At 61.6% G+C, this 13,622-nt stretch carries 8 protein-coding genes; 6 read left to right on the top strand and 2 right to left on the bottom strand.

Features of this window, described 5'->3' with window-relative positions; translation table 11 throughout:
- The first annotated feature begins 5 nt into the window (after positions 1 to 5).
- The 6 genes from AB7E19_RS01065 (at position 6) to AB7E19_RS01040 (ending at position 9,942) form a co-directional block, all read left to right on the top strand.
- Positions 6 to 1,163, top strand: coding sequence for an efflux RND transporter periplasmic adaptor subunit (locus AB7E19_RS01065; protein ID WP_069651755.1), 1,158 nt, complete (start codon positions 6 to 8; stop codon positions 1,161 to 1,163).
- Positions 1,164 to 1,177: 14 nt separating this feature from the next.
- Positions 1,178 to 4,312, top strand: a complete 3,135-nt coding sequence (locus AB7E19_RS01060) for a multidrug efflux RND transporter permease subunit (protein ID WP_368211229.1) — start codon at positions 1,178 to 1,180, stop codon at positions 4,310 to 4,312.
- An 811-nt stretch (positions 4,313 to 5,123) separates the two neighbouring features.
- Positions 5,124 to 6,485: a putative glycoside hydrolase gene (locus AB7E19_RS01055; protein ID WP_158656075.1), complete on the top strand. Its 1,362-nt coding sequence runs from the start codon at positions 5,124 to 5,126 to the stop codon at positions 6,483 to 6,485.
- A gap of 61 nt (positions 6,486 to 6,546) precedes the next feature.
- Positions 6,547 to 7,836 carry a carbohydrate porin gene (locus AB7E19_RS01050; protein WP_039041336.1) on the top strand — a complete coding sequence of 430 codons (1,290 nt, stop codon included), beginning with the start codon at positions 6,547 to 6,549 and terminating at the stop codon, positions 7,834 to 7,836.
- A gap of 74 nt (positions 7,837 to 7,910) precedes the next feature.
- Positions 7,911 to 8,780 (top strand): MalM family protein, encoded by an 870-nt coding sequence (locus AB7E19_RS01045; RefSeq protein ID WP_216944549.1) that lies wholly within the window; start codon positions 7,911 to 7,913, stop codon positions 8,778 to 8,780.
- A 139-nt stretch (positions 8,781 to 8,919) separates the two neighbouring features.
- Positions 8,920 to 9,942, top strand: coding sequence for a LacI family DNA-binding transcriptional regulator (locus AB7E19_RS01040; protein ID WP_041201452.1), 1,023 nt, complete (start codon positions 8,920 to 8,922; stop codon positions 9,940 to 9,942).
- A gap of 304 nt (positions 9,943 to 10,246) precedes the next feature.
- Here the strand turns inward: AB7E19_RS01040 and AB7E19_RS01035 are convergent, their stop codons facing one another.
- Together AB7E19_RS01035 and AB7E19_RS01030 are read right to left on the bottom strand one after the other, a co-directional pair.
- Positions 10,247 to 11,578: an ABC transporter substrate-binding protein gene (locus AB7E19_RS01035; protein WP_103244411.1), complete on the bottom strand. Its 1,332-nt coding sequence runs from the start codon at positions 11,576 to 11,578 to the stop codon at positions 10,247 to 10,249.
- A 10-nt stretch (positions 11,579 to 11,588) separates the two neighbouring features.
- On the bottom strand, positions 11,589 to 13,562 hold the full coding sequence (locus AB7E19_RS01030) for a methyl-accepting chemotaxis protein (protein ID WP_322131501.1): 1,974 nt from the start codon (positions 13,560 to 13,562) through the stop codon (positions 11,589 to 11,591).
- Positions 13,563 to 13,622 lie beyond the last annotated feature (60 nt).

Raw genomic sequence — 13,622 nt, 5'->3', positions numbered from 1 at the left:
TGAGTATGATGTTTGTCAAACAGCGGTATGCGGGCACCCTGCTCGCCGTCATTGCCGTATTCGGATTGGCAGGTTGCGATGGGGCGTCGCAAGCGCAAGATGCGCCGACCCGTCCTCAGGTGTCGGTGATGACGCTGGCAGGTCAGGACCTGGTCATCAGCGAGGATCTGCCCGCCCGGGTAGCCGCGCTGCGCAGCGCCGAAATTCGGGCCCAGATCAGCGGCATCGTGCAGCGCCGCCTGTTCGAGCAGGGCGCCGAAATCGGCGCAGGTACCGTGCTGTTCCAGATAAATCCGGCCCCCTTCAAGGCGGATGTCGACAGCGCCGCCGCCGCATTGCAGCGCGCGGAGGCCGTGCTGGCCCGCGCCCGTATCCAGATTGACCGTCTGGTGCCGCTGCTGCGCACCGAGGCCATCAGCCGCCAGACCTATGACGATGCCGTCTCCCAGCGGGATCAGGCGGCCGCCGACGTGGCTCAGGCCAGGGCGACCCTGGCCCGGCACCAGCTGAGCCTGCAATTTGCCAGCGTGGAAGCCCCCATCGCCGGGCGCATCGATCAGGCGCTGGTGAGTGAAGGGGCCCTGGTGTCCCCCACCGATGCCACCCCCATGGCCAGGATCCAGCAGATCGATCAGGTCTACGTCGATGTGCGTCAACCAGCCTCTGTGCTGGACACCCTGCGCCAGCAGGCTGGCTCGACGGCACCGGAACTGGCGGTGGACATCCTCGGCAGCGACGGCAAGCCGCTCGGCATGCAGGGGCACATCCTCTTCTCCGGCATCGAGGTGGATGCCGGTACCGGTGACGTACTGCTGCGGGTACTGGTGGACAACCCGGAGCGGCGGCTCTTGCCCGGCCTCTACGTACAGGCGCGCATTCCCCGTGCCCGCTATGCCAACGCCCTGAGCGTGCCTCAGCAGGCGGTGGTGCGCACATCGGGCCAGACCAGCGTGTGGGTGGTGGATGGCCAGGGGCAGGCACAACTGGTTCCGGTCAACACCGCTGAACTGGTGAATAGCCAGTACCGAATCGCGTCCGGACTCAGCGCCGGACAGCGGGTGGTGATCGAGGGGATCGGCCGCCTGACCCCGGGGACGCAAGTCATTGCCCATCCCTGGCAATCCCCCGCAGTCAGCCAGCAGGCTGACGCCGGTAACCGTTGAATCGGAGACATTTCATGCCGCAGTTTTTCATTCATCGCCCGGTGTTTGCCTGGGTGATCGCCCTCTTCATCGTGCTGGCGGGGGTCATCGCCATCCCCAAGCTGCCCATCTCCCGCTATCCCTCGGCGGCGCCGGTGTCGGTGACCCTCTATGCCACCTATCCGGGCGCCACGCCGCAGACCCTGAACGATGCGGTGGTGAGCCTGATCGAGCGCGAGCTGTCTGGGGTGAAGAACCTGCTCTACTTCGAGTCGTCGGTAGATGCCTCCGGCAGCGCGCAGATCACCGCCACCTTCAAGCCGGGCACCGATCCGGAGCTGGCCCAGATGGACGTGCAAAACCGCATCAAGGCGGTCGAGCCTCGCTTGCCACAGGCGGTGCGGCAAACCGGCCTGCAGGTGGAGTCCGCCTCGTCCGGCTTTCTGATGATGGTCGGCATGACTTCACCGGATGGCCGCTTCGATGAGGTCGCGCTGAACGACTACATGGCGCGCAATATCGTGCAGGAGCTGCGCCGCATCGACGGGGTGGGGCGAGTGCAGCTGTTCGGCGCCGAGCAGGCCATGCGCATCTGGGTAGATCCGGGCAAGCTCGCCGCCTACGGGTTGACCATCAGCGAGGTGGCGCAGGCCATCGAGCAGCAGAACGTGCAGATTGCACCGGGGCGCCTCGGCGACGAACCCGCCCTGCCTGGCCAGCGACTGACGGTTCCCCTCACGGTACAGGGGCAGCTGACCACTCCCGAGGCGTTCGCCGCCATCGTGCTGCGGGCCGGTAGTGATGGCGCCAAGCTGGTGCTGGGTGACGTCGCCCGGGTCGAGCTGGGGGCGCAATCCTACGCCTTTTCCAACCGGGAGAACGGCGTGGCCGCCACCAGCGCTGCCATTCAGCTCTCCCCCGGCGCCAACGCCGTGCGCACCGCCGATGCGGTGCGCACCCGTCTCGCTCAGCTCGCCCCCACTCTGCCGGCGGGCATGGCCTATTCGATCCCGTTCGACTCGGCCCCCTTCGTCAAGGTCTCCATCGACAAGGTGATCCACACCCTGCTGGAAGCCATGGTGCTGGTGTTCCTGGTGATGTTTCTCTTCCTGCAGAACCTGCGCTACACCCTGATCCCGGCCATCGTCGCCCCCATCGCCCTGCTTGGCACCTTCGCGGTGATGCTGCTGGCCGGTTTTTCGATCAACTCCCTCACCATGTTCGGCATGGTGCTGGCCATCGGCATCATCGTCGACGACGCCATCGTGGTGGTGGAGAACGTCGAGCGCCTGATGGCCACCCAGGGGCTATCGCCCAGGGAGGCGACATCGCGGGCCATGAAGGAGATCACCGGGGCGGTGATCGGCATCACCCTGGTGCTCACGGCGGTGTTCATCCCCATGGCGTTCGGCAGCGGCTCCGTGGGGGTCATCTACCAGCAGTTCACCCTGTCGATGGCGGTGTCGATCCTGATTTCCGCCTTCCTCGCCCTGACCCTGACGCCAGCGCTCTGCGCCACCCTGCTGCGTCCGGTCAGCCCGGATCACCATGAGAAGCGCGGTTTCTTCGGCGCCTTCAACCGGGGCGTCAAGCGGCTCACGGTGGGCTACGGCGTTCGGGTCACCCGGCTGGTCGGGCGCAGCGGACGCATGATGGTCACCTTCGCCGCCCTCTGCGCCGTGCTGGCCATCGCCGCCACCCAGCTGCCCTCCTCCTTTCTGCCGGACGAGGATCAGGGCTACTTCATGACTTCCATCCAGCTGCCGACCGGCGCCACCAGCGAGCGCACCCTGGCCGTCATCAAGGAGTTCGAGGCCCATGTGGCCTCTCGCGAGGCGCTCGACACCAATCTGGTGGTGCAGGGCTTCAGCTTCTCCGGCGCCGGCCCCAATGCGGCCATGGCCTTCACCATGCTCAAAGAGTGGGATCAGCGCCATGGTGCCACGGCTGCCGAAGAGGCGGAGCTGGCACAGGCCGCCATGGCCAACAGCAAGGAAGGCACTGTGATGAGCCTGTTGCCGCCCGCCATCGACGAACTGGGCACCTCTTCGGGTTTCACGCTCTTCCTGCAAGACAGGGCCAACCAGGGGGAGGCCGCGCTGCTGGCCGCCCAGGCGCAACTGCTGGCACTGGCGGCCCAAAGCGAAGTGGTGAGCGATGTCTATCCCGACAGCCTGCCCCCCGGCGAGAGCATTCACCTCGAGATCAACCGGCAGAAGGCCGAGGCCATGGGACTCTCGTTCACCAGCGTGAGCAGCACCCTGTCGGCGGCGATGGGGTCGCTCTACATCAACGACTTTCCCAACGGCGGGCACATGCAGCAGGTCATCCTGCAGGCCGACGCGTCGGCGCGCATGCAGCTCGATGACGTACTCGGCCTGCGGGTGCGCAATGCCAGCGGCGGCATGGTGCCCCTGCGGGAGGTGGTGACGCCGACCTGGCGCCAGTCGCCGCAACAGATGATGCGCTTCGAGGGCTTCCCCGCCGTGCGTCTCTCCGGGAGTGCCGCCCCCGGGGTTTCCAGTGGCGCCGCGATGGCGGAAATGGATCGCCTGGTGGCGCAATTGCCGCCAGGCTTCGCCCTGGCCTGGACGGGACAGTCGCTGCAGGAGCGCCAGTCCGCGGCCGAGGCCCCCCTGCTGATGCTGCTGTCGGCGCTGGTGGTCTTCCTGGTGCTGGCCGCGCTCTACGAGAGCTGGTCCATTCCGCTCTCCGTGATGCTGGTGGTCCCCCTGGGCCTGCTCGGCGCCGTGGCGGCGGTGATGCTGCGCGGCATGCCCAACGACGTCTTCTTCAAGGTGGGCATGATCACCATCATCGGCCTGTCGGCCAAGAACGCCATCCTCATCGTGGAGTTTGCCCGCCAGTTGTACGGCGAAGGGCGCTCGCTGCTTGACGCTGCGGTGACCGCCGCCCGCCTGCGCCTGCGCCCCATCCTGATGACGTCGCTCGCCTTCACCCTCGGCGTGGTGCCGCTGATGCTTGCCAGTGGTGCCAGCGCCGAGACCCAGCATGCCATCGGCACCGGCGTGTTCGGCGGCATGATCAGTGGCACCCTGCTAGCCATCTTCTTCGTGCCGGTCTTTTTTGTCTTCGTCATCGGCACCCAGGCGCGCATTCAGGCCTGGCGGGCACAGCGAGCACAGCGAGCACAGCACCGATCATGTTGACCGCTGCGCGGGTTTGCTGGCCCTGAGGAGGCGATGATCATGCAGTGCATGCCTGGCACCATTTTGCGTTCCTTCGAAGAGGATGAGCGCGCCATGGTGCCGGGCCTGTGGTTCATGGCCGATGCTGCTGGGGTGGCCTTATCGCGGGTTACCTCTCCAGGGTTTGTGACCAGCGCTCCGTCGCCGGTGCATCCTTGGTCTTCTCCAAGATGGCGATCTGCTATCTGGCACAGGGGGCTTGCACCATCCCGGGTCGGTGCCGACCCAGCAGGAACCCGGCCTCAGCATCGCTCTGACGGCCGACTCCCTTGGCCTCATCGACTGCATGCTGTCTGCCATCACCAGTCAAGGCTGGACACTCCTGGTGCTTGAACCGCTGGAGAGGCCCCCGCAATGTTGATGACAGCCTGAGTCTCATTCAACACACTATGAAATCGAAGTCAATTTAAGTGTTACTCAGAAATCGACACATCGCAATCACCTCAGATACATTGCAGATCTACTCCGATACTTTCCCTCTGATCGTCAGCCTCAAGAGAAAAAGAAAATAATCCATTAAAAACAACACCATGAACTCTTTTCATTTAAAGATAACTCTTTCTTGCACATCCCATCAGCTGGTCATCAGGACACGCTTTCTGTGATTTGAAACACAAACTTTGATCATCACAGGGGATAAGCATTGCATTGGAAATCGATTTCAAGAAAATGAAGCCAGCATGATTTGTCTTGGCATCGATTGCATAGCGTCTGTTTGAGTCTTGACGGTTCATCGCGGTGGATATTTTTCCCATTGATTGGAGTGGTCAGTATGAATGCATCAAAAAAAGGACTTTTGGCGTCGTTGATCGCCGCTGCCCTGCTTGGCGGGTGTGGTGGGGCCGATAATATCGACTCGAATAGTGGCAACACCGGTGGTAATAACGGTGGCGACAACGGTGGTACCACGCCCCCTGGCGACAGCACCCTGATCCTGTTCGGGGTCGGTGCCAATGGGGGTACAACCCCCAGCATCCAGTCAGAGAAGGACAACTGGAGCTTGCAACCGGTCACCGCTTCTCCCGTCGCCATGACCAGCATCAGCGCCGTGCTCATCAACAATGCCGGTACCGATGACACCGCCGATGTGCAGGTAGCCGGTGACGGAGATGGCACCTTCATGCTCAAATCCGCCACCCCTCTGAACCTGAGCAAATACGCCTCCGGTTTCATCGAGTTCCAGTTGCGGACCAAGAGCAAGGTGCCGGAAGTGCTCAATGCCTCCATCGACAACGAATATCCCAACCGCAGCAGCCTGCCCATTGCCAGCGCCCTGACCGGTTCCGGCGACTGGGAAACGCTCACGCTGCCCATCAACTGCATGAAGCCCTTCCCCGGTGCCACGGCCATCAACCTCGCCACGGTGGGCACACCGTTCCACCTGGCCACCAAAGAAGCCTTCAACTACGAAATCACCAACATCAAGTACCTGCTCACCACCTCGGCCAAGCCCGTTGTCGACCCGGTCACCTGTGAAGCGCCTGGCGGCGCTACCGACCCGGGCACAGACCCAGGCACCGACCCGGGAACCGATCCCGGTACCGATCCTGGCACCGATCCAGGTACCAATCCGGACACAGGCTCCGGCGTCAACAATGCCCCCGCGCTGGTGGCCACCGATGCCGCACTCTACTACTCCGGTGACAAGAGCCAGGCCCAGGACCGCAGCGCCGATTACCCGGCAGCCAGCTTCGGCGGCACCCTGACCGATGAAAACCAGGTCATCACCATGGACCTGCCAGGCAATGGCGCCGCCTTCCTCGGGACCGACAGCGCCAATGGGGATCTCTCCGCCTATCAGGACGGCGCCATGCTGCTCGACCTGAAAGTCTCCAGCTATGGTGACTCCCCCAACATCCAGATCCGCATGGACGGTACCGCAGGCCCGGACTTTGGCACCTTCTTCACCATGGACAGCAACATCGTGCCCGATGACGACACCTGGTACCGCTGCATCCTGCCGGTCGCCTCTCTCATTCCGGCGGCCAACACAGGCTCGGTGCAAAAGGCGCTCTACCTGAGCGGGGCCTGGGACTCCATGGCCGGTCTGCGCTTCGCCTTCACCAACGTGGCCCTGAAAACAGCCATCCCGGCAGACTTTGACAGCAATCAGCCCTGCCAGCAGATCAAGTAACAAGGCATTGAATCTTCGAGAAATCGATTGAAAATAATTTTCTACGGATTGGAGCAATAAGATGAAATTGAAGTCACTCGCCTTGTTTGTCGGGGCATGTTGCGGGCTGGCAGTGCCCGCAGTATCGAATGCCGCCGAGAGTTTTGGCTTCCACGGTTATATTCGTGCCGGCTCGATGTTTGACGCCAAGGACAACTTCGCCAAGGCGGGGTACGAATATGAGATGGACAAGACCATGGGGCGCCTGGGCTCCGAGCTGGACAACAGCTGGGAAGCGGGCCTGAACAAGTTGTGGGATCTGGGCAGCAACAAGTCGGTCAACATCCACTTCAAGGTGGAGTCCGATGCCGACGGCCTGCAAACCCGAGCCGCGCCTCGCGAAAGCGGTGTGTCAGAAACCTATGTGGAGCTGGGTGGCATCACCCCGACCGGGACCATGTGGGGCGGCCTGCGCTATTACGACCGCGAGAACTACATCTGGACCACCGACTATTTCTACACGGACTACTCGGGAACCGGCGTCGGCATCAAAGCCATGGAGATGGCGGGTGGCAAGTGGGACTTTGCCTATATCAACAGCAACGACACCAGCCACTCCGACCGCGCCAATGGCACTGAAGCCACCATGCACACCCTCCACACCAGCGCCCTCTACGGTGCCTGGGACATGGAGATTGCACTCAAGCAGATGCCCAGCAACGAGTTCACCGGCGATAACAAGCAATATGCGACCAAGGGGGCAGAAGGAACCGTCATCTATTCCCGCGACGACTTCTTCTTCATGCCGGGGGGCTTCTCCAAGTTCATCGCCCAGGCAGGACGTGGGCTGGGTTCAGGGGACTTGCTGGGTGCCAACCTGACCAATACCGCCATGTATCGCAAGGGCTCCCTGTATCAGAAGACACTGCAGGACAAGGCGGATGGCTATAAACCCTACCAGTCCAAGGTGATGGAAGGCGATCAATCCTACCGCCTCTTCCTCTGGGGCGGCTGGTATGGCGCCAATATTCATCTGCTGCCGACCCTCTCCTACCAGTACAACGACTACGAGCTGGGTGGCCATGACTCCTGGTATGCCGCATCTCTGCGCCCGGTATTCCCGATCAATGAGTTCTTCTCCATCCAGACAGAAGTCGGATATGTGAAAAACAACCTGATCATCGACAACGTCGAACGGGGTGGCACCTCTCACAAGGTCAGCATAGTGCCGACCTTCACCGTCAATACCGGCATGGGGCCCTCACCGGAGATCCGCATTCTGACGACCTATGTCGATCACAACAACGAGACCCCCTGGCAGGAAGACCGGGAAGATTTCCTGGTCGGTGTACAGGCGGACATGTGGTGGTAGGTTAGGTCGCGATACTTATCTGCACTATAATCTCGGGTCCCTTGGGGGGCCCGCATTGCATACGAGGAAACACGATGAAGGGAACGAAGCAGTGTCTGCCTTTCCTGGTCAGTCTGCTGATGGCCGGATGCGCCGGCATGGGCCCGGAGCATTCGCCAGGTTCGGCAGTCTCCGCCCTGCAGCAACAGGTTGAGCAAGGTCGGGAACAATTGTCGAACAAGGTGGCGGTCGAGTCATTCAAGGAACTTCGCTTCCAGTCCCTCGGGCAGGAGAGCCGCTGGGTCGATGTGAGCACCGACAGCCAGGTCTATGCATTTGATTCAGGCAAAAGCTATGTAATGGCCTTCTCGCTGCCCGAAGTCAGCCAGGCAACTCGCGTCAAAATAACCATTCCGGTCGACTATACCGTCTTCCTGCCCAGCATCCTGTTGCTGGACGAGCAATACAACGCCGTTCAAACCATTCCCGGTTCCACATTCAGTTATGACGGTCGTTCGTTAATTTCAGGGCAGAACATTCAGGGGGAATTCACCATTCCGGCCCCCATCGGCAGCGCTCGGGCCGCCTATATGGTGATCTATTCCACGGCGAAGGACATGCAGGGCAGTACCCGGCTCAACCCGGACGATCTCCAGCGCGCCATGCAATATGATCGCACCACGGATGTCGCCCGCCTCATCAATGTGGAAGTGCCTCACTCTGCTACCGGACGCCTATATTTGACGCTGGACGCAGAGCCCGCTGAAAATGCGACGCAGATCGCAAAAACCATATCGCCCGTGATGGTCTCACCAGATAAATCGTTGGGTGAACTGGATTATTATCAGCATATTCGCACTGCCGTTCAGAGCAAAAACTATGAGCAGGCGCTCGCCTGGGTCAAAGCCGCCGAGCAAGCCGGTTTTACCAAGGCAAAAGAGGTCTTTTTTGCCGCCCAGCAGTAGCATTCCCTCCCCTGGCAAGGCGCATCATCGCTTGTCACCACCAGGGGAAACGGGTATCCTAACTTGCTGATTTATTAAGAAGATATTCATATAACACTGGCCATGACCAGGGGTTTTCACAGTCGAGTACGGAGGGGGGATGTCGAAGTCAGCTCAGGAGAAAAAAGCCACTGTCTATGATATCGCCCGCCGAGCCGGTGTCTCGGCAAGCACTGTATCCCGGATATTGAACGGCTCGGCCAAAGTGGCCGCAGATAAACGTCAGGCGGTGGAAGATGCCATTCAGGAATTGAATTTTCGTCCCAACCTGATGGCGCAATATTTGAAAACGGGTCAGTCCATGACCCTGGGTGTTTTGACCCAACATGTGGAGAGTCCATTTTCCAACGAAATGTTGCGGGGTGTTGAACACACTCTTCAGGGCATGGAGTATGTGCCGCTGATTGTCAGCGGTCACTGGAATGCGGAAGAAGAAGTTGAGCGGTTGCGCCTGCTGGTGGCCCGACGGGTTGATGGCCTTATTATTTTGACCGGCCACGTCAATCAGCAAACACTGCTCGAGTTTTCCCAGCAAATACCGATTGTGGCCACAGGTCACAATATCATGACCGAGCGGGTACACTCCTTTAGCATCAATAACCGGCTGGGTGGCTACATGGCGACTCGCTATTTATTGGATCTGGGTCATCGTGACATCGCCCATATCGTCGGTTTACCGGATCATAACGATGCCATCGAGCGTCATCATGGCTATCGCCAGGCCCTGGTGAGCGCAGGTATCGAATATGACCCCTCCCTGGTCATCCAGGGGGATTTCGCCGAGGTCGGCGGGCTCAATGCCGTCAAGAAGCTGGTGGAGAGCGGCCGGAAATTCTCCGCCATCTTCTGCGCCAACGATCAGACCTGTTACGGGGCCATTCTGGGGCTCAAGCAGTGCGGCTTGCGGGTGCCTGAGGATGTCTCGCTCATCGGTTTTGACGACCTGCCCTTCTCTACTTATTCCAACCCGCCATTGACCACGGTACGCCAGCCCATCTACGAGATGGGGGTCAAGATGGTCAAGACTCTGTTGGGTTTGATCGAGAACACGGAGCTGAACTCGGACGAACTGCCCGAGTTGAGCATTGTGGTGCGTGATACCACACTGCCGTACAAGGGGTGAACACAGACCGGGGCGGTTCCAGATCCCTGCACAGCATCAGCGCAAAGCGGCCTTCGGGCCGCTTTTCTTTTGTCAGCCACCTGTCCAGCGAATGACTTGCCCCTGCCGCGACTTCCACCTTGACTCTCTGACATAGCACAGAGACCACACACAACCTGGCGTCCCTCTTCTGCCGGCCCCTCAATCCGGCCTGGCCCGATGACACCAGCCAAAGCCTGGCAATCACAACCCGATGGCCCCGGTCGACCTGAATGAAACAAGGCGCCTGAAGGCGCCTTGGGGAGTGTGCAGATCCCGCCCACCGTCAAGGCGCTGCGAAGGGGGATTCCGTCCCGGTGGCCGCGCTGGTTGCCAGCGTGGGGAGAGGCTCGTCCGCTTCACACAGACTGGCTCTTCTCGTGGCCGCCTTCTGGGGGGGATACCAGCTTGCCAACCCCTGCTGGATGCGCGCGGCGGCGGCTTCCGGCGTCATGGTGCCGAGCACCACGGATTGCGATACCTCCGCAAGCTCTGTGGTAAGCGATGGCTCACCCCGGGTGAGGAACTGCGCCCCCAGACGCAAGGTGGAATCGCAGGTATCCCGCCAGCCCATCATGGTGCTCGCCACCGGATCCTTGAGCTCGAAGAAGTGGTTGGAGAGGGAGAAAAAACCGGGCACCGAATTGGAGAAACGCTCGGCAAAGTCGGCGCTTGCCATCCACTCCACCAGTTTCAGGGCGGCCTCCTTGTTCGGGCTGGCGGCATTGATGCCGATCCCCATGTCGGTGTGATCGGTGAAATAGCAGGTGTCCCCCTCCCGCGCGACGGGGGGCGGGAAGGCACCAAAATTGACCTTGCCGGTGAACTGGGCCAGCGACCAGGAGCCCGCCACTATCATGGCGGCCTTGCCCGCAGCAAAGGCATCCACCGCCTGTGCTTCGGTGGCATCGGCAGGATGGTCCCCTATGTAGGGCCGCCAGCTCGCCAGCTCACGAAACGCCGCCACATAAGGGGCATCGGTCACTCGCGCCTGACCGTTGATCAGCGCCAGGCGGCCATCTTCCCCATGCCAGTAATTGGGACCGATGTTCTGATAACCAAGCTCGGAGACCACCCAGCTGTCGTGAGCCGCCAGTGCCAGCGGCAGATAGCGGCCATCCTGCTTCACCTTCTCCAGCACGGCGAAGAAGTCGGCACGGGTTCGCGGCGGTGTCAGCCCAAGGGCGTTGAAGATATCGACATTGAAGTAGAAACCCTGGATCACGGAGGCAATGGGCAGGCAGAAGGTCTGGGCCCCGGAGTCGGTCTGCCAGGCGGCCTTGGCAAAGCTCGGGAAGTTCTCCATCCCGGGCAGGTCCGTCAGATCCAGCAGATGCCCCTGCTGGAACAGCCGCAGGGACTGATCATAAGGACGGCAAGTGATGAGATCCCCTGCCTTCCCCGCCGCCAGCCGCTCGGCAAGCTCCCGATCGTAATCCGCCGAGCGCTGCGAATGCAGCTTAAGGGTGATCTCGGGATGGATCGCCTGAAAACGGGGCAGAAACTGCTCCTTCCAGAGCGCCTCGTCATCCACGCGCCAGGTTTCCAGTACCAGCTCCTGGGATACCGCCGCCGTACTCAGCCCCCAGACCAGCAGGGCACTCACAGATTTCCACATCGCCTCTCTCCTACACCTTGAAACGGGCCACCAGACTCTGCTGCTGGCTGGCCAGCCCCGACAACACCTCACCACTGCTCGCCGATACCCGGGACGCCTGCTCGGTCTCGTGAGCCACATCTGCGATGGCCGCCACGTGCTGGGCCACTCCCTGACTCACCGAAATCTGCTCCGCTGCGGCATAAGCCATGTGATCCGCAATCTCCTTGATGGCCTCCATGCGCGAGGCGATCCCCCCCAGGGCACTTTCGACATCCCGGGTCTGCTGCACACTCTGCTGGGTCTGCTCATGGCTCTGGGCCATCACGCTCGCCACATCGCGGGCGCATCCCTGCAGGTTGTCGATCATCACCTGGATCTCCTGGGTCGCCCCTTGTGAACGGGTAGCCAGCGCCCGCACCTCCTCGGCCACCACGGCAAAGCCCCGCCCGGCCTCCCCGGCACGGGCCGCTTCGATGGCCGCATTGAGGGCCAGCAGGTTGGTCTGTTCAGCCATGCCACGGATCACCTCGAGAATGTTGCCAATGTTGCTGCTGTAGCCTTCGAGCTTGCGGGTGATCGCCATGGCCCCGGCGATGTCGGTCGCCAGTTGCTCGATGCCATCCCGATTGGCCTGCATCAGATGACGTCCGAGCCGGCTCTCGTCATTGGCCTCCCCCACCTCCCGACGAACATGATCGCTCGAGCGCGCCACTTCGGTCGCACTGGTCTCCAGCTCGAAGATGGCGGCCGCCACCTGATCGGTCTGGGCCTTCTGCGCCTGCACCTGCGACATCACCTGCTCGCCGATCTCTGCGGTCTTGCGCGTCTCGCTCACCAGGTACTCAGAGCCGGTCTGGACCTCCATCAGAAGCGTCTTGGTGTGGTGGGCCAGCTGGTCGATGGAGTTCGCGACCTCACCAAGCTCGTTCCTGGCGGGGTAGCGAACCCGCAGCGTCATGTCCCCTTGTGCCATCAGACCGAGAACCCGATTGATCCGCACCAGCGGCACCTGGATGCTGCGGGCCGTACTCCAGGCAACAATGAGGGCGATGAGCACGGAACACAGGGCCACCATCACGATCCAGGTGCGGGCGCTGTCAACCGCGACGTCGGCACTCAGCCTGTCCTCCTGCATGCTCTGGTTGCTGATGGCGATAAGCCTGTCCAGGACCTCCCCCAGTTGCTGGCTCTGCGCCTCCTGCTGCTCACGCAAGTCATGGAGTTGCTGGCTGATTTGCTGACGGCGCACCAGGGTGGCAATCAGCCCCTTGTCGCCAAATACCAGTTGGGGAATGCGCGCCACATGGCGGGTGAACCTGGCCTTGACGTCATCGGGGACAACAATCCGCTCCAGACGCTGGTTCGCAATGTCGATGTCTTTGGCCAGCCCCCCCTGTAGCGCCACCAGATCCGTGTTGCCGTCGGCACGCATGATCAGCTTGAGATCCCGTGCAATACCGCTGGTGATGAGCTCCGCCTTGTTCTGCAAAGAGCGCCGCCCCGCCGTGTAACGCACCAGCAGGTCTGCCGCCGAACGGTAGTTGTCGTCCAGGTGCAGCAGCTCGCTCCGCATCCGTGCGAGCACCCGTTCCAGCTCGACCGACTCTTCGTGCAGGCTCATCAACTGCTCAGAGAGGGTAAACAGCCGGGGGGCCTGGTCGGTGACCCGGGCGAGTTGCCGCTCACTCTCGGTATCGAGTGCCAGGGCCGCGAATGCCTTGATGTGCTGCTCATAGCGGACCTTGTCATGGGCAACACGCTGACGGGACTCGGGGAACGCCGACGTCTCCCGGATGGCGAGATGCGCCAGGCTGTCCCTGTCAGCCATCAGCAACGCGGCGCGCAGCCGGCTGGCGGTCAGGGCCTGAGGCGTCGCCTCCTCGGTCACCTGCTGGAAACGACCGTGAATGGAGGTCGTCTTCAGGTAACTGATGGCCCCGAGCAATAGCAACAGGACCAGCAGCAGCGTAAAGCCCAATCTGATCCGCTGTACGATCGACATCCTTCTCTCCCACCTCTCCCTCCGCATCGGGGCGGAGCCGGTTATCAAGGCACCAGGAGC

The organism is Aeromonas sp., assembly GCF_050252055.1.
Lineage (GTDB): Bacteria > Pseudomonadota > Gammaproteobacteria > Enterobacterales > Aeromonadaceae > Aeromonas > Aeromonas caviae.
The sequence above is the reverse complement of the archived record's forward strand: the minus strand, read 5'-3'. Positions and strand labels throughout refer to the sequence as shown.

Coding starts and splice junctions, on each gene's coding strand:
- AB7E19_RS01030 (WP_322131501.1), bottom strand. CDS start 13,562: ATGTCGATCGTACAGCGGATCAGATTGGGCTTTACGCTGCTGCTGGTC.
- AB7E19_RS01035 (WP_103244411.1), bottom strand. CDS start 11,578: ATGTGGAAATCTGTGAGTGCCCTGCTGGTCTGGGGGCTGAGTACGGCG.
- AB7E19_RS01045 (WP_216944549.1), top strand. CDS start 7,911: ATGAAGGGAACGAAGCAGTGTCTGCCTTTCCTGGTCAGTCTGCTGATG.
- AB7E19_RS01055 (WP_158656075.1), top strand. CDS start 5,124: ATGAATGCATCAAAAAAAGGACTTTTGGCGTCGTTGATCGCCGCTGCC.
- AB7E19_RS01050 (WP_039041336.1), top strand. CDS start 6,547: ATGAAATTGAAGTCACTCGCCTTGTTTGTCGGGGCATGTTGCGGGCTG.
- AB7E19_RS01065 (WP_069651755.1), top strand. CDS start 6: ATGATGTTTGTCAAACAGCGGTATGCGGGCACCCTGCTCGCCGTCATT.
- AB7E19_RS01060 (WP_368211229.1), top strand. CDS start 1,178: ATGCCGCAGTTTTTCATTCATCGCCCGGTGTTTGCCTGGGTGATCGCC.
- AB7E19_RS01040 (WP_041201452.1), top strand. CDS start 8,920: ATGTCGAAGTCAGCTCAGGAGAAAAAAGCCACTGTCTATGATATCGCC.